This is a genomic window from Candidatus Hydrogenedens sp., assembly GCA_035361075.1.
Lineage (GTDB): Bacteria > Hydrogenedentota > Hydrogenedentia > Hydrogenedentales > Hydrogenedentaceae > Hydrogenedens.
Genome location: DAOSBX010000009.1, coordinates 14,583 through 40,078, shown reverse-complemented (window position 1 = coordinate 40,078; position 25,496 = coordinate 14,583). Strand labels below are relative to the sequence as shown.

15 protein-coding genes are annotated in these 25,496 nt (G+C 36.7%); 6 read left to right on the top strand and 9 right to left on the bottom strand.

Translation table 11 applies throughout. From position 1 onward, the window contains the following. Positions 1–130: 130 nt before the first annotated feature. Both PLJ10_04375 and PLJ10_04370 read right to left on the bottom strand, forming a co-directional pair. Positions 131–1,618, bottom strand: a complete 1,488-nt coding sequence (locus PLJ10_04375) for a hypothetical protein (GenBank protein ID HOK08881.1) — start codon at positions 1,616–1,618, stop codon at positions 131–133. A gap of 86 nt (positions 1,619–1,704) precedes the next feature. Continuing rightward, entirely contained in the window at positions 1,705–2,562 is an 858-nt protein-coding gene (locus PLJ10_04370; protein HOK08880.1) for a prolyl oligopeptidase family serine peptidase, read from the bottom strand. 122 nt (positions 2,563–2,684) lie between these two features. Here PLJ10_04370 and PLJ10_04365 point away from each other — a divergent pair, with 122 nt between their 5' ends. Beyond that, positions 2,685–4,523: a helicase-associated domain-containing protein gene (locus PLJ10_04365; protein HOK08879.1), complete on the top strand. Its 1,839-nt coding sequence runs from the start codon at positions 2,685–2,687 to the stop codon at positions 4,521–4,523. Between the two features lie 18 nt (positions 4,524–4,541). Here the strand turns inward: PLJ10_04365 and menD are convergent, their stop codons facing one another. Further along, positions 4,542–6,323 (bottom strand): 2-succinyl-5-enolpyruvyl-6-hydroxy-3-cyclohexene-1-carboxylic-acid synthase, encoded by a 1,782-nt coding sequence (gene menD / locus PLJ10_04360; protein ID HOK08878.1) that lies wholly within the window; start codon positions 6,321–6,323, stop codon positions 4,542–4,544. A 21-nt stretch (positions 6,324–6,344) separates the two neighbouring features. After that, positions 6,345–7,763 carry an isochorismate synthase gene (locus PLJ10_04355; protein ID HOK08877.1) on the bottom strand — a complete coding sequence of 473 codons (1,419 nt, stop codon included), beginning with the start codon at positions 7,761–7,763 and terminating at the stop codon, positions 6,345–6,347. 208 nt (positions 7,764–7,971) lie between these two features. On the opposite strand from PLJ10_04355, the gene PLJ10_04350 reads away from it, so the two are divergent. Continuing rightward, positions 7,972–11,010: a sulfatase-like hydrolase/transferase gene (locus PLJ10_04350; protein ID HOK08876.1), complete on the top strand. Its 3,039-nt coding sequence runs from the start codon at positions 7,972–7,974 to the stop codon at positions 11,008–11,010. Positions 11,011–11,184: 174 nt separating this feature from the next. On the opposite strand, the gene PLJ10_04345 is transcribed toward PLJ10_04350, so the two are convergent. From PLJ10_04345 to PLJ10_04325, 5 genes are all read right to left on the bottom strand, one after another. Beyond that, entirely contained in the window at positions 11,185–11,400 is a 216-nt protein-coding gene (locus tag PLJ10_04345) for a hypothetical protein (GenBank protein ID HOK08875.1), read from the bottom strand. Between the two features lie 148 nt (positions 11,401–11,548). Continuing rightward, complete coding sequence (locus PLJ10_04340) at positions 11,549–15,760, bottom strand: hypothetical protein (protein HOK08874.1); 4,212 nt, start codon at positions 15,758–15,760, stop codon at positions 11,549–11,551. 34 nt (positions 15,761–15,794) lie between these two features. Then, positions 15,795–19,616: a hypothetical protein gene (locus PLJ10_04335; protein HOK08873.1), complete on the bottom strand. Its 3,822-nt coding sequence runs from the start codon at positions 19,614–19,616 to the stop codon at positions 15,795–15,797. A 70-nt stretch (positions 19,617–19,686) separates the two neighbouring features. Continuing rightward, positions 19,687–20,283, bottom strand: a complete 597-nt coding sequence (locus tag PLJ10_04330) for a leucine-rich repeat domain-containing protein (GenBank protein ID HOK08872.1) — start codon at positions 20,281–20,283, stop codon at positions 19,687–19,689. 57 nt (positions 20,284–20,340) lie between these two features. After that, a complete protein-coding gene (locus PLJ10_04325; GenBank protein ID HOK08871.1) occupies positions 20,341–20,532 on the bottom strand; it encodes a hypothetical protein in 192 nt (63 codons plus the stop codon). A gap of 497 nt (positions 20,533–21,029) precedes the next feature. Here PLJ10_04325 and PLJ10_04320 point away from each other — a divergent pair, with 497 nt between their 5' ends. The 4 genes from PLJ10_04320 to PLJ10_04305 all read left to right on the top strand — a co-directional run bounded on the left by PLJ10_04320 (position 21,030) and on the right by PLJ10_04305 (position 25,461). Then, positions 21,030–21,308: a metal-sensitive transcriptional regulator gene (locus PLJ10_04320; GenBank protein HOK08870.1), complete on the top strand. Its 279-nt coding sequence runs from the start codon at positions 21,030–21,032 to the stop codon at positions 21,306–21,308. Between the two features lie 36 nt (positions 21,309–21,344). Further along, positions 21,345–23,786 (top strand): FAD-dependent oxidoreductase, encoded by a 2,442-nt coding sequence (locus tag PLJ10_04315; protein HOK08869.1) that lies wholly within the window; start codon positions 21,345–21,347, stop codon positions 23,784–23,786. Positions 23,787–23,813: 27 nt separating this feature from the next. After that, positions 23,814–24,581 (top strand): DUF1638 domain-containing protein, encoded by a 768-nt coding sequence (locus PLJ10_04310; GenBank protein ID HOK08868.1) that lies wholly within the window; start codon positions 23,814–23,816, stop codon positions 24,579–24,581. 112 nt (positions 24,582–24,693) lie between these two features. After that, entirely contained in the window at positions 24,694–25,461 is a 768-nt protein-coding gene (locus PLJ10_04305) for a DUF72 domain-containing protein (GenBank protein HOK08867.1), read from the top strand. Positions 25,462–25,496: the final 35 nt, after the last annotated feature.

Genomic DNA, 25,496 nt, shown 5'->3' with positions numbered 1-25,496 from the left:
TTATGTACTCATTGGACAATACAACACTCTATTGAACACATTTTGCTATCCTTTAACTTTACATATCTCTATGTCTTTATAGCAAATAGAGTTAATACCGTTTCAACTACTGTATATTCCTATTTCCCGTTCAGTTACTTGTCCTTATTCGGTAAGCATCTCTATTGGGAGTACGTTTATCTGGCGTACTTTGTAGTTTGGGAAAAGGATAATAATCAATATAATATTTCCACTGGGAAAGTTGTATTTCAAGGTAGGTTAATATCCATTTTATTTCTTCATCTGACAAATATGACCCAACAACATCATTTAAAGAGGCAGGATAATTCCCGTTATTTATCCGGTATTTTTCCAATAATACTTTTATAATAGACCCATATATTGCAGATAAAACTGTATTTCGTTGCCTCAAAATACTTTCCCAGAGTTCCCCAGAATTAAACAACCAATGGAAATGATATAAATTATATTTTGCATTATTCATTCTTATCTCTTCTATTGCCTCACTCATTTTTCCTTGTTTATATAATACCGCTTTTTCAACATCTTCCCATGTTGATGCCTCAAAAGTTTTTCCATACTTCTCTAATAGACGAGCAGTATTGGTGTATGCAAAAAAGACTTTAAATGAATTTTGGATTCCATTTATTGGATTTTGGTCAGTCAAACCTTCATTATAACTGACAAATGCTGACTCAAGTTCAAAAATATATCTTAAGTATACTGATCTGAAATCTATCGATTTAACCGACTCTTTTGTCTCTATCAATAAACATAATAAATCATTATAAAAAGAGTCAGGTAAACCAGGATAAGATAGTATTGTATCTACAACATATAAAAATTGTAATGATACTTGATTATCTATAGAATATACCCCCAACCTATAAATTAAATAATGGAATCCCTGTATCCATTCTAAGGCTGAATCATAGTCTCCTTGCTCTAAATAGATAAGGATGTTTGCCAACTCAATGAGCAGTATCTCATAATCAAATAGGTTAATAAATTTACCTTCTTTCATAACAAAATAAGGTATAACATACTTACTTTGATTGGCTTTCTTGATATTATCTAAAACAGAGTGAGAATGCTGTAAGAGATCCTCTTTCCAATTATGCTCTGGATAAATAGCAATGCCTCCTATTTGTTTTGCTATCTCTCCTATGGATTTTCCTTGGGGATTAGGATTTGCAGGAATATTGAACCAATCTGTATGTTTTGAATATGAATCAAATTCTCCTAAAATACATTTTTCACTGACTAAAAGTTTGTAATAGCGAAGATATTCCACCACATCCATTATGATATCTTTACTATCCATTTGTTCAAGGACATATTTGTCTGTAATATCAGAAATAAATTGTTTCCATTTCATTGTGCGGAAATACCCACGAGTAAGTCTCTCTGCGAGGTTGTTTGCAGCAACGTAATACACATATCCATTTTCAGAAGAACGTGTTCTTCTGATTATATTATCATATTCAAAACAAATCGGTGGTGCAGCAAAATACTCTTTTACAATAAACAGGATAATGAGTGGAAGCACCAAAATAACTATAAGCAGGATTAAAACACTTCGAAAAGACCGTAATCCTTTCTTTTTAGAACTAAACATAGTTACTTTACCTATATATTTGTAAGTGAATTATTTGACAATTACACAACGATAAACGATTAACAATATATCATATTTGACTACACTTACTTATGTTGTGAAAACAACCATTGAGGAAGTTCTATCTCTTCATAAGCCTTAACCCAACTATTATGTTTCACTCCCGGATATTCAGTGTACTTTATTTTTGTTCCGCCAGCATCCACTATCTTTTTAACAAAATCTCGAGTGCATTCCACGGGAACAACATCATCATCTGCACCATGAAATGCCCATATTGGCATTTCCTTTAGTATTTGAATCCTCTGCGTTACTTCCTCCGGTGTTTCGTCCGGAATATCTTCTCTCCCTAATCTCTGTTTAATAAATGATAATTCACCACCACCACAGATAGGCACTAATGCAGAAAATAAATCTGCACGTTTCGCACCATAAATCCACGTTCCGAAACCACCCATAGATAATCCCGTCAGATATATTCTTTTATCATCAATGTTATATTCTTTTCGCGTTTTTTCAACACACATATCAATATCATCCACCATTTCGTTATAAAATCTACCTGCAGGACATTGAGGGAATACTACTATGGCATTCCACCGTTCTGGATGCCGTCGAATTGAAGTAGCAAGCCCTACTTCTGTTTGCAACAATCCATTTTGACCACGTTCACCTGCTCCATGGAGAAATAAAATCATAGGTATTTTAGTATCAGGCTGATAACCATACGGGACATATACAACATATCTTTTCATTAATTTACCGTTATCCAGAGTCTTATTAATAAAACCTGTACACATTCCCGCTTTCTGCCTATACAACATCTGCTCCTTGCAATGAGCACAACCTATCGAAAATATTAGAACAGTTAAAACTACAGCATAGAAACAATACAACGACAATCTTCTTCTGAATGTAATTTTTGGCAAAATAATAAAACTCATCTAATAATCTCCTTTATCCTGGGAATATTCAAAATGTAACGTAATTTGAACTAATTATGTATTTACTATATAATGTTATGTTTACCTGGTGCAAGGAAATAAGTTTATAAAGGCGTGCATTGATGAGGTATAGTATTTCTCTCCTATCTGTATTTGAAGGCATGGATCAAACGGCTTTTAATATGGCATTAGAACTTCTTGCAAATAGCCGTGGTGGTCTGACATCTCATTATTTAGCGAATCGACTTGAAATAACGGAAGAAACCGTAAATTACCTTTACAAAAAATACCCAAAACTCTTCTTTTTCGATTTAAATCGAATAAAAATTGTTCCAGAATCGCTTCCACTCATAATAAGAGTTCGCAACAACTTAAATAGTCATGGAGATATTGTATCTATATTTAAGGCGATACAGGAACTGTCAAACGCAGAACGTAGAGAATTAGAACAGAAACTGCGAGTAAATCGTGTAGTAGGCTGGAGTTCGTTGGCTCATGATTTGGTATCAAAGATTTACAAAACACCAGATTCTGTTCTTGAATATGTTGCAAGTGGATTTTTTTCAGACTTAGCCAAAGAAATTTTTGATTTCGTCTGGCAAAACAAAATGGGAATATTGCCCATATCCCAAATACGTCAGAAGTTTTCAAATTACAGCAATTCAGAAATAGAAGATTCCCTCGAAGAACTATTAAATCAGTTCGTTCTTTTTGAACTGTTCCGTTTCAACGGACAAAATAAGTTGAACCGACACATTGCCATTCTGGCTGAAATCCGACATCACAAGGAAAAAATAAAAAATCTGAAAGAGCACTTTAAGCAGGCGATGGAGCCAGCCAAAGTTAGACCAACCAAAATTATAAATTATGGAATTCAGTTAGCAGAAAAAATGTCGAAGCTCCTTGCCGATATTGCAGTGACACCTCTCCATTTAACTCCCTCTGGTCAGATTTCAAAAACAGATAGCCAACGTGTTTATCAAGACGATTCAGCAGATACTGGGGTCTCAGTACATTCATACTTATGGATGGCTGGGGAATTAGGATGGACTGCTCAGGTAGATGACACAATACGTGTTGCTAATCTCGAAGAAGTATCGAAATTAACACTCCTTGAAAGGCAGAAAGCCATCGTTAACCTAATGAAAAAACATAGAACCGATTTACTTGCCTCTGTGATAAATACAGAATTAAGAGCCCTGAAACCTCAGACATGGTATTCTCTTAAAGAATTTTCACAACGGGTCGTTTCTCTTTATTTAGATTCATCAAAATACCATATTGTTGAAAAATTAGATGCATGGAGATATGAGCCTGAAAGTCAGGAATATGATGTAGAAGGATGTATGCTTACAATCAAAGGGTTGTATCATTGGAGTGGCATTGTTGAAATAGGCACAGTAAAGGAAAATACTTATATAAAAATTAATGATTTGGGAGAATATCTTCTATCAAATGAGGAACCCTCAGAAAAGCTTAAAAAACAATACTCCCGTAAAAATGAAATTATAGTCCAGCCTAATTTTGAGATTATCGCTCCAACTGTAGAAACAGACCCTATAAAATTAGTTTGGATTGAACTATTTACAGAAAAGAAGAGTTCTGCGGGGCCTGTAACTATCTACAAATTGACCAAAGAATCATTTTTACGGGGACTTCAAAGAGGTGCAGACCACAATTATTTTATTCAGTCATTAATACAACTGGCACGTAATCAACATATTCCAGATATTCTGATTTCAACAATTGAAGATTGGTCGCATACCGCAAAGCGTGTTAAGATTCGCCCCGTTATCCTAATTGAAACGAGTGATTCTGTTGTCATTGCAGACTTACTCCACAGGAAACGGCTCTCTAATATTTTTCATCACGTATCTGAAAATCAAATGCTCTATGCCAAAGGTAAACTCCTAAAAGAAATAAAAACACTCCTCGAAAAAGAAGGCTTTGTTGTAGAGTAGATATTTATTGAAATAGCCCTAACTTTTACGAATACATTTTAGTAATTCGTTCTTTAATCGCTCTTGGAGTTGCTTATGGAGTTGCAAATTTTCGGGTCGATTTGTTGGCACTTCAATTAACGTAGAACCTTCTTTGTTTATCGCCTCACTATATATCTTTTTAAACTCTTCAGGTGCATCAGTAATTGCATAATGAATCCCAAACATTTTTGCACCTGCTTCAAAATGATATCCATGTGGTACACCAAAATAGCGTTCGAATGTTTCAGGGTATGCTGAAATAGGTAGGAATGAAAAGATACCTCCTCCATCATTATTGATAACTATCAAAATAACTTTTACACCTTTGGTTGTTAACAATGACAAAGAATTCAGGTCATGAATTGCAGATAAATCACCAATAACAGAGGTAACTATCCGTTTCCTTGCGAATGAGATGCCTGCGGATGTTGCAATAGTCCCATCAATCCCACTTGCACCACGATTTGCTAAAACTAATCCATCAGACCCTGAGTTGGAACCATACATGTCGGCGTCGCGGATAGGCATACTGTTCCCTAAAAACAAATCGGTATTTTCAGGTTTCCACATGGAGATATATCGTGCAACGGTTATTTCATTTAACACATTTTGTTCTGATGTCCATTCTTCAACAATATTCTCTAAACAATTTGACCATTCTACTGTCTCTAATCCCCATGGATAAATATCTCGCCGACTCATCGCAGGTGCTAACCACGCACAAAAAGAAGTAATATCCGTTTCAAAACGATGCGAGACGCGATGTATAGGGTCTGTTCTTAACGGGTGGTCTGCAACCAACATATATTCAGGACGTTTCCTCTCCAAAAATTCTAATAGCCTTTTTGAGGTGATTGTCCCGCCAATATGCAAAACAAAGCGTGGATTGAATCGTTCATAAAATTCGGGTAAGAGTAACATTTGGTCATAATAAGGGACGGAAAATTCTGTTTTTCTACTCAATCGTAAACCAGATGTAACATCTGCAAAAACAGGCCAATGTAATGCTTTTGCCAGATTATATGCGGACTTAATTTCCTGCTCTTTCCTTAATTCGCCAATAACCAGGAGACCTTCTCGTACTGTTTCCATCTTTCCCAAAACAAAGATCTCTTGTTCAGTGGTTAGCCTTGTCTCTGGAAGGTTCCATTGTGTAAATGGCTTCTTATTTGCAAGCCATATATCCACTGGTTTCATATAATCCTTCGGAACATCTCCTTCTATAACTATCGGTTCTAATGGTTCACGGAACATACAATTAATATGAACAGGACCTGATGGTGCACGACAGGCACGATAAACTGCCTGTCCACCTGTAGTTAGAACTACTGCTGGAGAAATAGCAGAATCAGGGCAAGGCAGAGTAAACGACCAACGCACATAAGCCCCAAAAATATTTACCTGTTCGATTGCCTGATTTGCACCACATTGAAGTAACTCGGGAGGACGGTCTGCTGTGAGAATAATAAGTGGTATCCGTGCTAAAAATGCCTCTACAACAGCAGGATAATAATTTGCCACAGCAGTACCTGAGGTGCAGATAAGGGCTACTGGTTTACCAACTGCTTTTGCCCAACCTAAGGCATAAAACCCTGTTCCACGCTCATCTACATGCACATGGTGGACCACATCCTTTTGTTCTGATACTGCAAGTGCCAATGGCGTAGACCGTGAACCAGGGGAAATACAATAACCACAGATACCATTTCTGTTTAATTCTTCAATTAATAATCGTGCCCATAAATGGTTCATATTCGGTGCTTCAAGGATATGTTTCATATAGCATCTCCAACATTATGATTATTTCTGGACTTGACTATTTTCACAAACCAAGACATTAATGTATCCCTTAATCTTACTTTCAAGTTCGTACCATTCAGATTCAGGTTGTGAACCAATCACGATTCCTGCTCCTGAATATAGGGAGATGTGATTGCCTTGAACTAAAGCGGAACGTATCCCTACACAAAATTCTGCTGAGTCATAAGAAATCCAACCAACAGGTCCTGTATAAATACCACGATCTATTGGTTCTTCTCTTTTTATCCATTCTAATGCAGAACTTTTTGGGTAACCTCCAATTGCTGGGGTTGGATGTAGTAATTCTAAAATATCACTATCAGTCACTGAGGCTCTTAATATTCCTCGAAAATACGTATATAAGTGATGCACCGTTGATAAAGTAATAACCTGAGGCTTTACATCATATTCATAATTACAACACAGCTGTTCCATATTATTTTTAAGCATATTAACAACAATCTCGTGTTCCATTCGCTCCTTCTTATTAGTTAATAGCACGGACTTCAATTGTAAATCTTCATCTTCATTTTTACCACGTGGAATCGTTCCTGCTAATGCCTCCGTCTCCATATACGTGCTAACACGATAGTAAAGACGCTCCGGAGAAACACCGATGAATCCTCTATCAGGTGAAGGATTGAAACAAAAATGATAACATCGAAAGGCATCTTTTGATACCTTTCTAAGAATAGAGACGGGATCCAAGTAACGGTTTGACTCAAACGTAGATTCTCTTGCTAATACCACTTTTTCAAAAGAACCTCTGTCAATGGCTATTAATGCCCTGTTAACCAATTCAGTCCATTCATGTTTCGAAGGACAATCAATGCGGTTAAAAAATATATAAGGCTCTGATTCTTCACACAACGACTCATTAAGTAACCATACCTTTAAGCATTTCAGCATATCGAGAAATTGTTCTAATTCAAATGATGCATCTCCACCAACAATATTAGCAACAAGTCTCGTTCCAGAATTGTCTCGGAATAGTTCAACCCGAGGAACGACAAAACGATATGCCCGAAATACTTTCCATCGTTTCCCTCTACTATCTAACGGCTGAAACTTAGACCCGCCATAATATCGAAGTGTTGGTGATTTCAATGATATCTTTTCTTGAAGTTTACTAAATACTTCATTATATGAAAAACTGTATGTTTCTTCTTTTGATACAACAACATCCGCTTCACCCCAGCCAGCCATTTCAAATGTATTATCTCGTGAAGACCAATAATATCTTCCTATATGTTGTATCGAACATAATTCTTCTAACAAATCATAATCATCAACATACACTTCATATCTGTTTATTTTACCTTTATCGGTACTACAGGAACGAAGTGCATCCGCCACTTTCTCAATAAGGTTAAATGAACTTTGAAACTTTGACAAATTAACAAGTAGATTGTTATTCACAGAAGTAAATTAAACATTAAATTTTTGGAATACAAATTGAATTAAAAAGTATGTCAGATTTTATTCAAAAGGATAAAACTATCGCAAACCAGATAAAAAGATTATAAGACATAAAGTTATACATTGAGAACAAGAACACATATTTAGTATTCTTTATTGCTATAATTTTGCCATTTCTTTTTTTGTGCCTATATATAAGGAATGTTTCATGAAAAGAGTAATAATCACCTTGATAAAATTTATTATTACTTTTGGACTATTTGTATTGCTTTTCTGGCCTGAAACTTTTGGTCTATCACCTAACACCTTCGGAGGAATAAAACCATCTTCTTTGATAAACGAAATCCGTTCTTTAAATCCATCTCATGCTATCCCTTGGATATTATTTGCACTATTTATACGGCTTGGTGGGATCATGTGTGGAGTTATTCGATGGAAAATACTTTTGAATGGCCAAAATCTATATATACCATTTTCATATATGACCCAAAGTTGGTTTATCGGCCGTACCATTGGTATTTTTTTACCCAGCACCATTGGTTTAGATGGGTACCGTCTATATGATTCTGTCCGTTACACGGGGGATATTGTTCGCTGTACTACTGTTATTTTCATCGAGAAAATTATTGGGTTTATATCATTAACAACCCTTGTCTTTTTGACTTTCCCTTTGGGTTTTCGATTATTGAAATTTAATACGTTAATATTACTTATCATTCTCCTTATATTGGGTTTATCTGTCTTCTTCTTCCTGTCATTACTTATTCAACCTTATATCATTCAATTCATTTTGTACTCCATTCCTGTGCCTCAGAAAGTAAAGAATCTCCTAAACCGTTTAGGCTCGTCTGCAACTGCCTATGCAGGCCATAGAAAATATCTCCTCTTAGCAATCTTATGCGGACTGGCTGTTCATTTAAGCGCCTGTTTTATGTATTTTGGGACTATGATGGCTCTTCGTTCTGAGAATACCAGCCTTTGGGATGTTTTATTTGCAAGTCCGTTAATGATTTATGGAACGGTATTAGGACCTTCTATTGGAGGGGAAGGTATCCGCGAAATTGTGTTTGCAACCTTGCTGGGTGGAAAAGAAAACACATTAAAAGTCGTTGCTTTTGCTCATTTAGGATGGTGGATTGGTGATGTAGTTCCATTCCTGATTGGTTTACCTTTCCTCATTTTCCGCAAGCGACCTCAAAAAGAAGAGATTCAAAGACAAATGCAAAACATTCATCAGAGCCATCAAATTACAGACACCTTCTCTGCCGAAATTAATGTAGATGAATATCACATCATTAGAAACCAAATTGTAGTCAATATAATAGCAAGTATATTGGGTAGCGTTACTGCTGGTAGTATGTGCGGTCTATGTGAGTCTTTATGGATAACGCATATAATACCCAACTTAAAGGAATACCAATTATTGTGGTGGAGTCCGTTAATCTACGGGATTGCTTCCATAGCAATTGGTATCTCCGTAGGTATTTTTATATGTTCATGGATACCTTTGCTAATTCGTAGTTTTCCATCTTCCGCCTTTTCTTACTCCATTTCATTTTTTGCTACATTGTTATCTTTAGGCCTTTTTCTTATACTTTGGAGGTACTATAGAGATATTCTCTTTCAAAAACCCACTTCTTACATAACATATCTACCTATATCCCTTTACTCCCTCGGGGGTATGATTATTATCTCTACAATTTTATACACCATGAGTTTTTATCTCCTAAAAATGTTTAGGAAAACTATAATCCTTGTTTCACTTATATTAGCCATAATACCTACATTATTAGGATTCTGTATTCCTGTATTATTTTCATTAAAAACTGAAACCCATCCTATATCCTTAGCTAAAGCCCCTCAAAATGCTCCTAACATTATTTTAATAATTGCAGATGCTCTTCGTGCTGATTATCTACCTATGTATAACCCATCTATAGAAACAGTCACACCTACATTAAATCATTTCGTTGAACAGTCCATTCTATTTATGGATTGCAGTGCTCAAGCTTCATGGACAAAACCTTCTTTTGCGTCAATTTATACTGGCACAATACCTTCCAGACATCATGCCACTTCAAAAAATGCCGTGATTAATCCAGAACTTCCGACTCTCGCAGAAGTTCTTTTTCAACATGGGTACTATACAAAAGGATATGCAAATAATCCTAATGTCTATTCTATCTTTGGATTTGATAAAGGCTTTGTTGAATATACAGAACTTGAAGCGAAACGTGTGCTCTTTGCGAAGGCATCCAGCTCAAAATTGACGATATATGAAATCTTACGTCGTGTCCATGGAAAAATCTACACAACCTTTTCGAAACTATTAAAGCGTCCTCCCGATATAAAAGGATATTACCAACCTGCAGAAGCAGTAACATCCGAAGCAGTCCATTGGTTAAATAATCGCCCTTATAAAGAAAATCCGTTCTACCTCGTTTTACATTATATGGATACGCATGACCCTTATTTGAATAGAAATAATTCTACGTTTTTTGCTCGGGCTCTTCTTGGTAACACACCTAAAAGTGCTCTAACACCACCTATGAGAGAAGCATACATTAGTGAGATTGAACATTTAGATAAACATTTAGGAACTCTTTTTAATGAATTAAGTAAACTTGGCTTAGATGAAAACACATACATTATTTTTACTGCAGACCATGGAGAAGAATTTGAAGACCATAATGGCTGGTGGCATGGTTTTACTCTATATCAAGAGATGTTACATGTCCCATTAATCATCAAGGTTCCCAAAACAAACCTCAACAACGCACCTGTAAACAAAAGGATATCTTCGTTAGTACGGCTTATTGATATTCCCCCGACAATTCTTGAAGTTGCTGGGATTGAATCTCCAAATACTTTTGAAGGGAAGTCGTTATTAACTCAAGGAGGTGATATTGCTGAATCAGATAACAACATTTATACATGGGCAGAAAATGAAATAGAGGGACAAATTATGCAATCAGTTCGCAACCAACAATTTAAACTTATCCTATCAAACCCCGAAAATCCCCGTGGATTAAAACCAGAAGAATTATACGACCTGAATAATGATTCAAAAGAACTACAGAACCTATCTCATATTCCTGATTTCAAACAAATAAAGGATAGTCTCATGAATATTATCAATGAAATAAAAAATAGTGGCTCTACAAACAACATTACTTCCCAGCCAAAACAGGTTTCATTGCCAACAGAATTACAAGAAAAACTCAAAGCAATCGGCTATATGGAATAGGACTATATAGAGCAATGAATCAAAAACCTCATTAATTCCCGTTATTTAAAAATATGAAAAAGGAAAACAGAAAATACCCTCCGTAAAAAAATAGATAGTATCATTAAAACCGCTATTATTATGACAACCCATCTTTCCTTATAGGATAGTCTTGGCTTCATAGATAACAAATACTCATAACTTAATTGCATGCTTACATTTACTTCGTATCTCCTCGGGACACTGATCTATATATTGACAACAATGCTCTGATGAATTCCCTACTATTTCGCACGCCTTTGCACTTCGCTCACCTAATCGACGTTTTGCTAAAAGGTGAATACACACCCATGCACATCCGAACGTCGAAGTTAAAATAATTGTTAATAACAAGGTATATATAATGTTCATAAAGCTTCCTTTTAAATAAAAACAACAAAATGATTAAAATACTTTCCAATTATAGCATTGACACACAAATAGAATCAGGCGGGATATTAGATTTTTTTATTTGATAACCATAAAAACCGATCTTTTATGACAGTAAAAATTAAGAAATTTATTTTTCCTCCTCAATATAGATATAAACATAAACGTATTCGACAATCGGATTATTGAAAATAGAATTAAATGAAAATTCTAAAATACTAAGATAAATACCAGGTTTTAACTTCGATACTTTATTTTCGTCAAGTGCAACCATAAGTTCAAATGGGGTCTGGTTCTCAAAAATAATTCGGTCTTTTTCATCTGGTATTTCTATATCCTCATAATAATTCCCTTCTGCCACTTTAAAATCCCATTTTAATCCGACGTTAGTCGGTCTATGACTTCCCCCGATATTATAAAGATAAAAAGTGATTGCACCACCTCTGTTTAGTGAAATTTCATTACCATCACCCATTGCAGGGTCACTCACAATTTTAGGATATGGATTTGATGTCATAAAAGATGGATTATTTACTATTTCGAACAAGTTAGGATGAGTAAAGTATTTTGAATCTGGATGTTCAGATATTTTCGGGTCTATAACATTGAATTCCAAATTAAATTCCTGAGTAACATTATCAAAATGCAACACACACAAAGGCCCAAACGCACCATAAGGTAATGGGGTATTCGTTGGTGAAGAGAAAGTAAAAATAGTTCCTGCTTGTGAAAAAGTCCAATCAGAAATAATTCCACCTTGGGCAGGTGTAGGTTGTGATACAGACATTGTCATCCCTGCATTTCCCCCTGTTGTATTTACAGAGAACTGAAGTCTTGTAATATTTCTTGGCATATAATCAGAATATACGACGACATCAACAGCATTAGAATTTATTCCAGATGATATTAATTTAATTTGTCCTAACCTTACGTCGTTTGCGTACGTTAATAAATCAACATTGGAATAACTAAAGGTGGTTGATATTTCTCCTTGGTCAGGCAAGCATAGGCTGTTATCATCCGCTGGGGAATTGAATGATAAATTCATCGTAATCGTAGCACCTGATTTTTGGTTTAATGCAATATATTCAAACAAAATTTGACTCTTTATATCTTCTGCAATCGAACGGTCACATGGGTCAGATGGATTTGTTTGTAGCCAATCCTCTAATGTAGACAACAAAGGTTTTGTAATAGGTCTTCCTAAACTATCTACTTCGCCTGTATCTTGATTCCGTGTTGAATAGACATGTCCACCTGTTTCCTCAATTAATTGGAACAGAATATTATTATTAATTTTTTCACCCCAGCCAATAATTAACGGACGAACTCGGGTCATTTTTAGGAAATCCGTTACTGGACTCATCTCCCCCGGAGGTGTGGTTAACTGACCATCTGTAATTAGCAACATAATACGGTCATCAGACACATCAAAGGGGACATGGTATCCATCTGCAAGATATATTTCTAATGCCCCACTTGCTATTGCAGGAAGCAATGCCGTTGCACCGTGGTCAATAACATCTATATTCAGTAACCTGTTTTTTGCAACATCCCGATTAAATGTAAACAGTGGTTCCCCATCGTTATTTATTAATATCCGTATTGAACTATCAAACCACTCTCTTTCATTAAATAAAGCCAAACCTATCTTATAATTTTCGGGAATCTCATCAATCATAGGCAATACTGTACGAATATAAAATTCCCTAAGAGGGTCATCAGCATCCGATATGCCAGTTTCTCCCATAGATTGAACTGACTTTAACATACTTCCAGAGGCATCCAACAAAATTAATATAGTCCCATTATGAGGAATTAATCTCTCAGCTTTTACAAACGGGATTAAGAATCGATTTGATTCAGTAACATCCAGAGATAGGTCATCCTCCGTTATTAAGAATTTATCTGCTAATACAGGCAAAAAGCTTTCTGGAAATTGTATCGCTCGTTGTTGCACATCTCGTAATGTCATCACAAAACGGACTAAAGAAGGTATTCGCAGATTAGGGGGTGCCATCTCTGGAGTTAGCGCAGGTGCGGAAGCAGTAATTGTTACAATGGCAGGCTCTATAGAAGTATCTATTTCTACGTTTCCATCCACAATTTTCGTGGCTACCACACTTATTTGACCAGAAGCATTCGCTCCTTCTAACTTTTCCCTATCAATCGCTACAGAAATTGTTTTCCAGTCTTTCATTTGCCCCGAAGTACCAAAACTGACTCCTGATTCCGGAAAAACAGATATCCAATCTTTATTAGGTATAAGCATAAAATTCAAAATTGTTTCCGGATCTCCTACATTTGCTACGTCAAATGTTCTCAACATCTCTCTAAGACCATAGTTTAATGCCTTGGGGAGAGTTCCTATTTTCGGCATTTTTGGAACCTGTACCTCTACTAACAATTTAACATTGGGATTATTTATATCATTCGATTTGATTGATAACTCATAGACATCCCCTAAATATGTGAGGGTATCACGACTAATATTAATCTTTACCTTTTGTTCTTTTCCTTTAGCTAATGAACCCTGCAAAGGATTTATACCTGTTATCCATGCTGGTAACTGACTCGAATCTATTTGCCATTCTAATGTTCCATTGCCATTATTTTTTATAGTAAATTCTTGTTCTATCTCCTCAAAAGCAAAGTTGATAAAAGGCAATCCACTACTGTCTAACCCCTCCGCCTCAATTACAATTGCGGGTATTTGTGGAATAGACATACTTACCTGGACCAAAACGGTATTGGATGCTGTGGAAGACTCAACAACATTCCCCGTGATACTAAATTGATGCTGATACGATGGACCCTCTGCTTCATTTGCTAAGGACCTGTCTACCTTCACTCTTAATAAATCTGTCTGAGAGCCTTTTACCTGTCCTGAAGCGATACCCTGTGAATTAACTGGCGTAATACTTAACCATGTCGGGAAAGATGTGGTGTCTATCTGCCATGCAATTGTATCTTCTCCATCATTCCAAATAGCTAATACCTCTTCAGAACGAAGCTCACCGAAATTAATCAGTGTTGGCAAAGCCACCAATTTAGGGGCTCTGGATGCCTCCATTTGTACATTTACTACTGCTGAACCCCAATTTGAACTTATCGTTACACTTCCACGATAAGCACCCACTCTAACTGCTATTGGGTCAGCCTCAACCGTCACTGTTTGCGTCTCGCCCGCAGCGATATCAGCATTAGCAGGGCTTAATCTTAACCATGTGGCGTCCTCCGGAATAGCAGAGGTCCAACGCCATGATACCGGCGCCAAGTTCGTTATCGAAAATGTGGATGTTTGACGTTCTCGTATCTTCCCAAAATTAATATCTGTTGGTGAAACAGATAAAGCAGGGATTCTCATTCGGACGGCGACCGGAAGTGTAAATCCTGACGCTACATCGATAACATTAAGAGTCCCTGTATAGTCATTAGGTACCAAACCTTCTGGGTTTGCAACAACTGGGACAACAACTTTTTGATTTGAGGACAGGGTAAACTCCGATGTTTGCACAGATAACCAATTTGTAGAGCCTTCTGAAATTTGAATTCTAATAGATACATCTCCTGTCCCTAAATTAGTTACCGATAAATCTTGTTGAGATACTGAACTAATTAATCCAAATTGTATCTCTTCCGGACTGACTTGTATTGCAGAGACTTCCATGCTCACAGGAATCTGCAACTCTTGAGAATCTGCTGTAATTTTAACCGTTGTCTGATATACTCCAACAGACAAACCACTACGATTCACACGAAATGTCAGAACTACATCCCCATTAGCAGAAATCTCCCCTGTCTTGGGAACGACTGTTAACCATGTTGCATCATTTGGAATAGAGACACTCCAACTACTACTTATTCTACTTTGGTTCATCAAACTGACCTGAAGCTCCGTTAATACAGGTCCAAAATTTAACTCAGTCGGATTTACAGATAATTGCAATACCGCTGGCTTGGTAATACTAACCCGAACCACCTTTGTGCTACCACTACTTTTTACATATACTTCCCCGACACTGGTTCCCTCTGGCAATAAGGAGCGGTCTGCTATTAAATCAATAAATCTTACTTTTTCGCTCGATAACTTTCCACTAATTGTAGTTCCCGTTGTTACCCCCCCATCTTTAGATAATTTTAACCAATCATTTTTTGTTTCCGCTTCCCATTCCCAATTCCCTCTTCTGTTAAAAACAATCCGTATGGATTCTCTTGTCGAAACTTCACCGAATGTTACTGTTTCAGGTTCAACATAAAACTGAACAGATGGACATCCTGTTAAAATTATTAAACTTAATACAACATAAATTGAATAAAGTATCTTTTTTCCTTGCCTCATGCGAAGGCTCCTGTTTCTGATTAATAAGTTCAAACTATGTATTCATACCTATATTTATGTTTAGTGTGCCAAATAAATCTGATTTTATGACAAGTACATCCTGAACTTGCGTTCCAGGAGCATATCCCGTTCTGTCTACATACAAAGTTACTATCTCTTTCTCTCCCGGAGCCAATGTTGACTTCGGAGTATTTGAATTTGCTTGTTCTCCATATTTTAGCTCTGTAACCCATGCAGGAGAAGATTGTATTTCCCATGAAAACGTATCCAATCGATTATTTATCACCGTAAAGGAAATTGAATTGGCATTAGCAGGGATATTAAGTACCGTCGGTTTAACCCATGTTCCAGGGATATTTTTATCATTAGGCACAGGGTCCTGAAAATCAGGAAGCCCATCTTTATCTGCATCCCATACTCCTATATCTTCTGGATTAAAAGGCAATCCAGTAAGCCCTTCAATGGATGTTGAAGGTCCTGCTACTTTCGCGCTCGTAGTAATAGACAACAAACCATCAAGATATGTAGGTCCGCCGGGGTATAAGAAATACTTGGTACGGGAACTCTGGCGAGGTGTCGCAGGACTAACGAGAGACTCATTATCCACACGCATAGCCAGATTTAATATCGGCTCTGCATCTCCAAAAGACTGCACATACGTATCTAATCCGCTTAGTGTTATCTTAAACAAATTTCCAAACGCCCCATAAGTAAATGCATTATCTTCTGATGTTAGGATAAGATAAATACCATCCCCCTCTTTAATAAACCTCCAACCACTATTTTCATATGATAATAACCCTCCTTCCGCAGGCTCAACATTCATCTGAACATTTGCAAGTAATAAATTCCATTGCGCATCCGTAACACCTTCAGGTTTTTGCAAGAAATAACGTGTCCTCAGGAAATAAACATCCCTCGGTATATAATCTGCCCGAACAAATACCTCTGCTTGCCATGTTCTCCGTGTTGGATTTGTCGGGTCATTACCATAGAATAAACCTGAGGTTACTAATGACAATTGACCCGCTCGAACATCACCAATATAGGCAAATGCATCCTCTTCAAAAATACCGGTCAAAACAGGCAAATTTTCTCCAGGCTTATATTCAAAACGAATCGTATACTTAAAATCTTTCTGCTTTGGTGTAATATACGTTAGAACCATCTGGTTCTTTAATTCCTCCCAGATACGACCTGCACCATCATCAAGCCCAATAGATACACTTTCCCATCCTACTGTCTTGGATACTCCACTTACTTTGATAACTCCATCCCCATCGTTTGAAGTTATTGGAATTTCAGAAGTGACAACTACATCCGCATCTGCAAGTCCAGGTTGAGTTTTCACCGTAACTTTAACATTCCCCTTAGATGGTATCGTCCCTTGAGATGGTGTAATTTCAGAAATCCATTTCGGCAACTTGGATAAATCCGCTTGCCATCCAAGGTTTCCATCTCCCTCATTATATATATAGAAACTTAAATCATTACCTGAACTTTGCAAATCCGGCCTCAGAACCAATGATTTCTGATTACCCAATAACTGAACCAATTTGTTCACATCGTTTGCCACATATAAATGTCCACCCGTCTCAGTTGCAAGCTGAATTAGGTCTGCATTATTGATAGAACCACCAGAAGCAAACCCCAACGGATAAAGTCGAATCAAATTATCATGAGCCTTATTTTGGATATTACTTGCATCCACAGTAGAAGCATTGTCCCATCCGTCTGTAATAAAAACAATAGATTTTACGTCTGCATCATCAAACGGCAACGGATTTTTTGAATCTTCTGCCATAAGACGGTCAATAGCCTCTGACAAAGCATCATAAATATCAGAAGCACCCATTAAATTTGGAGGCACATAAAAAGATTCCAGCGCATCTTTCAAGACGTCTTTATTCGTGGTAAACGAACGGATTAACCGATTTGTTTGTTGCCTATCATTGTGTAACATAAGAGCAATCTGGTAAGAATCCGGTAAATCATAAATAAAATCAACAACCGCTTTCTTTACCCTTTCAATCGCTTCTCCCGGTCTTAAAGGATTAATTTTATCATTTACACCTGCATAATACGTACTACCCGTATAGTCCAGTAATATCACCATATTCCCTTTAATATCCTGAGGACCCGTCACAAAATAACTGGTCTCATATAAATCTAATGGAACCCCATCTTCCGATATGGTAAGACTCAATTTAGAAAGGTCATCATTGGTAACAGTAGGAATTGCTCTTGAAGATGAATCACGAAGTAAAAATACATATCTCATTACATATGGAGGCCGACTCCGATTCAAGGCTCCTTCAATTCTTAAAGGTTGACGTTCCACACGAATTTTTATTGTTTTCGATTCCACAGCACTTAACACAGTGGCTTCATTCGAAAACTGGATAGGGTCTCGGTCTAATGCCTCTATCGTGATATTTCGATATTCTACATCGTTTTGCAAATTGTCTCTGTTAATTGTAACTAAAATACGAACCCCATCTATTAACACATTCACTAATTCTGGGTGGAAGAAGTCCTCCGCATTTCCATCTTCACCATTCGCACCACCAATTGCAGGTTGTATATCAACAATAATTGGGTTTTCTTTACCCTCATCCTCATGTGTGATTCGAAAATATAACTTTGAATCCCGCGGACCTATATTCGCAATCCAAAACTCTTTCTGGGTATCTTCCCTGCCAAAATCCAAAACATCCAATGGAATAATCTCTGGTCGTGTTGTAGTCGTCTGAGGTGGCTCTGATATTGCAATTTTCGGTAGACTCATCTGTTCTATTTTAATAGGAACTGTCAATATACAATCTGATGTGTCAATAAGCAGAGTATATTGCCCTGCTCCTAATATAACTTCCTTGGGGGCGGTTACTACTGCCGAAATATCAACCTTATCACTTGCATTAATAGCACCCGCCGAAGGACTAACCACAATGCTATTTATAGGTTGACCACTGGCATCTATAATCTGGGCTGTCCAATCTTTCTTGGCACTACTGCGATTTGTAAATGTTAGTTTCGAAGGGGGCAGACTAACTACCGTTTCTGATGTTAACGCTTCCGTAGTAACAATCAAAACTAATTCTTTCGGTGATACCTCAAAGTCTGATTCGGAGCATATCGGAACAAAACGGAACTCAACAATTTGGTCTCCCTGCGGTGACCTAAACAGCAATCCAAAATCGGCAGAGCGTGCTTTATCCCAACTGACTGTAACTTGTGAACTACTTCCCGACGCTAAATTACCAGAAACAGGAGACACTGAAATATCCATCGGAACTTTATCTGTAGCCGTCTTATTTGACAAGTCAGGGATATATTCTACTGTCCAATTAAAACTCTCACTACCTATATTTTTTAATGTGATAGTTGTTTGCGTCATCCCCGGACGGATATTAACAATTTGCGGAGTAACTTCAAGAACATTAGATACCACCATAGAAACGGGAACTACGTGTTCCATTTTAGACGAACGAAATTTTAATCCAACATCTTTATACTCTCCAGAAGCCAAACCACTTCGTGTAACACGAACTTGAACTAATTGAACCGTGGATGTCTTGTCTGAGGTAGGTTCTGCCGATAACCATGGAACATCATTCTCATACCATTTGCTAAGATTCGAATCCCACATCACCTCGACCACTGACCATTCCAACTTAAATTTGCCCTTCGGTTTAATCGCTACAGATTTAACAACTGCCTTTTCTCCAAATGAAAGTACTTGTGGGTTTAACTCAAATTTCTGAGTCGGAGGGCAACCACTTATCAAAATAAAAATACCAGTAAAAACAAATAGATTGCATAAAAATAAAATAAATTTACACCTCGTCTTTTTCATTGAGGTTCCTTCCAATGTTTGACCTTCTAATTATTATGTACATAAATTAAAACTCAAAAAAATGTTACTATTATTTTGTTGGCTCAGCAAAAATAACATTAACTCCTGCATTAATCAATTTCTGATATACAGGCAGAAAATCCTCATAATAAGTCCCATCTTCTTTAACAGTCCATTCCGGACTCAAGGTCACAGTATCACCAGGACCCAACCCACCTGCATCTACGTTTGCTAATAATGGAGACCAATCGCGAATATCATTATCTGAACCGGAAAGGTCGAGATATTCAAGGTAGACCAACCCCGCTATTGGTGTTATATCTGTTATCTTATTATTTCCTAAATCAAGCCAAACAAGGTTTTTCAATTCCCTCAGTGGGGATATCGATATAATAGCATTGTCCCTCAGGTCCAACTTAACCAACGATGTGCAATACTCCAATCCTTGAAGGTTCTTTATACCCATACCACGAGCATTTAATTCCGTGATAGAATCCAGTTCTCCCGTGCAAACCACAAAAAAGGGTTTGCCCAGCTCGCTACGGATAACTACCTCCAATGCAGAATCAGGGAAAAAAATCGATGTCCCTTTAAGAACACAACAACCCGACAAAAAACTAAATAACACACAAATAAGTATCAAATAGAGAATGTTCTTTTCACTCATCTCATGTTACCTCATATAAATTTTAATATTAAAATTTTAAGTTGTTTTTATTTAGAGCTACGAAGAACTACTATTATTATTTCCTGTCCCAGTTTCAATATGGCATTTACCTTCAAGAAACGAAAAGAATGGGCTTTGACCTCCCATAGCGGTTAGAAGTTTGTTAATCAAAAAAGATACAAAACATACATTATCCATCCAACCAGCATACACAGGACGTTTACTTGAAATCATTCGAACATGTTTCACTGTTGAATCTCCTTCTGATATATATCGTTTTGTTTTAACGTTTGGTCTTTATGTTGTTACTTTACCTTACAGTTTATCACAAATCACACCAATTGTCAAGAATTATATATGCTTTTTTTACCAAAATTAAATCGTTTTATAATTTTACACTAATTATACTATCCAATGTCAAGAATTTTCCAATAAAATAAATTATTTTTATTCAGAAAAAAATCATCCCTATTTTCACACTCATCTTAAACTCTTGAACATAACTTGTTTTCCTCCACACACCATATAAAATTAAATTGTTTTTAGAGGCAACTGATAAATTAAACATAAACAATATTTATTCTCTGGTCTCTTCTTTTCCTTAATCTTTTCCTTTTTACATATAGAATGTCATGCATAAATCATAAAAATAATTCAGGAATAAAATTCATTCATTCAGAGTTGAAATACATATTAGAAAACATATATACTTATACATAGTATATGTATACAATTGGAGAAATATCATGGAATCAAAAAAACAAAAAACAAAATTGATTGAACGAATGAATCGGATTGAAGGACAAATCCGTGGCCTCAAACAAATGATTGAGAAAGAACGTCCCTGCTTCGAAATATTAAAACAAGTTTCTGCAGCACGTGGAGCACTTCGTTCATTAGGTCAAGTTATTTTACAGGAACATTTAGAGGAATGTATATCCTCTTTCAGTGCTGACGATAAAAAAACAAAGGAATTTAAAGATAATTTAGTTCAATTATTTTCAAAAATTTGTTCTCACGAATAAAGTTCAAAAATCAATAATCATATAAGGAGATTAGAAATGAAAAGACGAATAATCATTGTTGGTGGTGTGGCTGGTGGTATGAGTTGTGCCACACGCTTAAAACGGTTAGACGATAATTTAGAGGTTATCGTTTTTGAGAAGGGCTCCGATGTCTCTTATGCAAACTGCGGTATGCCTTATCACATTGGTGGAATTATTCCAGACCGCTCATCTCTATTAGTTCAAACAGTAAAAGGCTTACAGGGACGATATGGATTGGATATTCGAACTCAACATGAAGTGATTTCTATAAATAAAGAAAAGAAAGAAATTTTAGTAAAAAACCTGACAAACAACACAGTTCTCACATTTCCATATGACGTTCTCGTTCTCGCCACAGGCTCTACCCCTGTAATACCTCCTATCCCTGGGGCGGATGGACCAAACGTACATGTCCTTAACCATCTTAGCGATATGGACAAAATTATCCAATCATTAGAAACAGCCAAACATGTATGTGTTATTGGTGCTGGTTTTATTGGGTTAGAGTTGGCTGAGAACTTAAGACATCGTGGGCTCGATGTTTCCCTTGTAGAGATGCAAGACCATGTCATGCCACGAATGGACTCCGAAATGACCACACCAATTTTACAGGAATTGGTGCTAAACAAGGTAAATGTTTATTTACAGGAAACTGCCCAGCAAATCGAAAATGGCAAAGTCATCCTGAAAAGTGGCAAAACAATTGAAAGCGATTTAGCCTGTTTATGTGTGGGTGTTAGACCTAACAGTCAATTAGCGAAAGAAGCAGGCATTGATTTATCACCCTCCGGACATATCCGTGTCAATGAGTTCATGCAAACCAGTGACCCAAACATTTATGCGGTCGGTGATGTGGTAGAAGTAAAAGATATAGTAACAGGTGGTAGAACCTCCGTTCCCTTAGCAGGACCTGCAAATCGTCAAGGTCGCATTACTGCTGACCATATATGTGGAAGAAATTCAACATTCGGTGGCATCCAAGGCACTGGAATTGTTAAGGTCTTCAATATTGCCTCAGCACAAACAGGAATTACAGAGGCACAAGCAAAAAAACTGAATATAGACTACAAGAAAGCCTATGTTCATCCTATGCAACATCCACGCTACTATCCAGGTGCTCAGCCTGTGAGTGTAAAAATTTTATTTAGAACAGATGGAAGCATATTAGGGGCACAGGTGGTAGGTTCTGAAGGTGTTGAAAGCATGATCAATACTTTAGCAATGGCAATTCGTCATAATCGTACCGTCTTCGATTTAGAAGATGAAGAATTAGCATATTCCCCACAATGGGGTGGTGCAAAACATGGAATCAATATGGTTGGATATGTTGCATCAAATATCCTTCGTGGTGATGTAGACATCGTCAACCCAGATGATATGCCACAAAATGCTTATATATTAGATGTGCGAGAACCTGACGAGGCGGAAGCAGGAGCTATCCCAAACGCTACACTTATACCAGTTGACCAACTCAGAATGAGAGTAAATGAAATTCCACGAGATAAACCAATCATTACTTATTGTGCAGTCGGTCTAAGAGGATATATTGCCTATCGGTTCCTAAAACAACAAGGATTTAATGTTTATAATTTAAACGGAGGCTTTCGTACCTGGGCTTGGTTTCATAAAAAGCCACCCCTTCAACAAACATTTCCATCTTCAACAAGTTCAGTAAAAATAAAGAGTGGCCCCGCCGATGATTCTATCGTCACACCAAACCGTCACCAATTGGACGTATCAGGAATGCAATGCCCTGGACCTATATTAAAAGTGAAACAAGTTATTGAAAAACTTCAACCAGGAGACATTCTTGAAGTTTACGCTACAGATGTCGGATTTACTTGTGACGTCCCTGCATGGTGTGCAAAAACAGGACACCGTGTTTTACAAGTTCGGCCTGAGAAAAAAGGCTACATCGTCGAAATTGTAAAAGGGACAACCCCGTCCGAAATAGAAAATACCGATACCGCTTGTTCTGTTCCAACACAAAAAGCCGTTACTATCATCTGCTTCTCAAATGATTTGGACCGCGTAATGGCAGCCTTCGTTATTGCAAATGGCTCCATCGCAATGGGATATAAAACTACAATCTTCTTTACCTTTTGGGGGCTTAATGTGCTAAGAAAAAATCAACCAATTCCTGTAAAGAAAACAATCCTCGAAAAGATGTTCGGATTTATGATGCCATGTGGTATCGATAAACTTAAACTATCCAAAATGAACATGGGTGGACTTGGAACACAAATGATGAAACATGTTATGAAATCTAAAAATGTCATGCCATTATCAGAACTAATGAGTTCAGCAATTAGTTCTGGTGTAAAATTAGTGGCTTGTTCCATGACTATGGATATAATGGGTATTAAAAAGGAAGAACTTATTGATAACGTTGAAATTGGTGGCGTCGGTTATTATCTCGGTGAAGCTGGGAATGCCTCTGTTAACCTATTTGTTTAATCATTAATAAACATAAAGCCCATCATTATGGATGCATTAGAATTAAAAAGATTATTACATCAAAAATTAGGAAACAAAAAACAAAAGAGATACGCTATCGTGGCTTGCCATGTTCTTTGGCGAGAAATAGCCTACTACTCGTCACTATCACCCCACATTTACGATTATTTCTTTTTAGAACAGGGATTGCACGACGCTCCTCAACAACTTCAATCTGTATTGCAAAATAAAATTGATGAATTGGACAAAGCCAATTACGATGCCATACTCATTGGTTATGGACTTTGTAGCAATGGAACATTAAACATCACATCAAAACAGAAACCCCTTGTTTTTATAAAAGCCCATGACTGTATTACCTTCTTTATAGGAAGTCGTAAACGCTATCGAGAACTTTTCGACCAATACCCAGGGACATACTGGTTTACACCCGGCTGGATTGAAGATAGTGTCATGCCCGGTCCAGAACGTGAAAAAGCAATTCGAGAACTATTAACCGAAATCTATGGCAACGAAAATATTGACTATCTTGTTGAATCTTTAGAAACATGGAAAAAACAATATCAACGTGCAGTTTACATTGACTTGGGACTCGGAAATCGGGAATATGCAAAAGAGATTACCAAAAAATCCACTGATTATTTAGGGTGGGAATATCATGAAGTTAAAGGGAATCCAATATTACTTATACAATGGCTTTTTGGGGACTGGGAAAACGCAGACGAGTTCATTATCCTTCCTCCTGGCAAAAAATTAAAACCTACCTACGATGATGAAATTGTCACTATTGAGTAAAATATCCATAAACATCCCTAAATACTCGTAAGTTGAACACATCCTGTTTCTCATTAAAAATTAATAATCGCTATAATTTTTGTAATAAGCCTTAATATAAAGTTTCTTACCTATGAAGAATAAAAAAGAGACATCAAACATATATATCGGCACCAGTGGTTGGAGTTATCCACATTGGGCTAAAGGTGTCTTTTATCCCAAATCTGTACCCACACAAAACTGGTTAATATACTACGCCTCCATATTTAATGCAGTTGAAGTAAATTCTACCTTTTATCGACTGCCCAATCCCTCTCTATTAAAAAAATGGCTCGATATTACACCTACCAATTTTATGTTCTCTATTAAAATCTGGCGTCGAATATCTCATGATTTGCGATTAAAAAATGTCCATAAAGAAATTGATGATTTTTATCAATCGGTTCTACCTTTGCAAGAAAAAATAAAAGTATATTTATTACAGACACCTCCTTCTTTCATACCAGATATAAATTTATTAGATGAATTTCTCTGTGCATGGTCAGAACGATTTACAAATTCCTTGCTGGCAGTAGAATTGCGAAACAAAAAATGTTTCCATGAAGAGATATTCAATGTAATGAGCAAGCACAATGTATCCTTGTGTTTAGAGGATTATAAAGGTTGCGAAATTGACGATGTCATTACAGCAAATTGGATATACATTCGCAAACATGGGTCAACAGGCAGGTATCAGGGAGAATATACACAACAGCAATTAAAATCAGAGGCAGAAAAAATAAAACAATGGGTTACCGAAAGTAAAGAGGTCTTCATCTTTTTTAATAACGATTTTGGTGGGTATGCTCCTAAAAATGCATTGCAATTAATAGAATTTATAAAAAATATAAAGAGGATGTAAGAACATTACATCCCCTTTACTTATTTTTTTAATCT

Bases quoted from the DNA above. Each gene is read 5' to 3' on its own strand.
- PLJ10_04370 (HOK08880.1), bottom strand. From the start codon at position 2,562: ATGAGTTTTATTATTTTGCCAAAAATTACATTCAGAAGAAGATTGTCG.
- PLJ10_04335 (HOK08873.1), bottom strand. From the start codon at position 19,616: ATGAAAAAGACGAGGTGTAAATTTATTTTATTTTTATGCAATCTATTT.
- PLJ10_04375 (HOK08881.1), bottom strand. From the start codon at position 1,618: ATGTTTAGTTCTAAAAAGAAAGGATTACGGTCTTTTCGAAGTGTTTTA.
- PLJ10_04340 (HOK08874.1), bottom strand. From the start codon at position 15,760: ATGAGGCAAGGAAAAAAGATACTTTATTCAATTTATGTTGTATTAAGT.
- PLJ10_04365 (HOK08879.1), top strand. From the start codon at position 2,685: ATGAGGTATAGTATTTCTCTCCTATCTGTATTTGAAGGCATGGATCAA.
- PLJ10_04310 (HOK08868.1), top strand. From the start codon at position 23,814: ATGGATGCATTAGAATTAAAAAGATTATTACATCAAAAATTAGGAAAC.
- PLJ10_04305 (HOK08867.1), top strand. From the start codon at position 24,694: ATGAAGAATAAAAAAGAGACATCAAACATATATATCGGCACCAGTGGT.
- PLJ10_04315 (HOK08869.1), top strand. From the start codon at position 21,345: ATGAAAAGACGAATAATCATTGTTGGTGGTGTGGCTGGTGGTATGAGT.
- menD (HOK08878.1), bottom strand. From the start codon at position 6,323: ATGAAACATATCCTTGAAGCACCGAATATGAACCATTTATGGGCACGA.
- PLJ10_04345 (HOK08875.1), bottom strand. From the start codon at position 11,400: ATGAACATTATATATACCTTGTTATTAACAATTATTTTAACTTCGACG.
- PLJ10_04330 (HOK08872.1), bottom strand. From the start codon at position 20,283: ATGAGTGAAAAGAACATTCTCTATTTGATACTTATTTGTGTGTTATTT.
- PLJ10_04320 (HOK08870.1), top strand. From the start codon at position 21,030: ATGGAATCAAAAAAACAAAAAACAAAATTGATTGAACGAATGAATCGG.
- PLJ10_04350 (HOK08876.1), top strand. From the start codon at position 7,972: ATGAAAAGAGTAATAATCACCTTGATAAAATTTATTATTACTTTTGGA.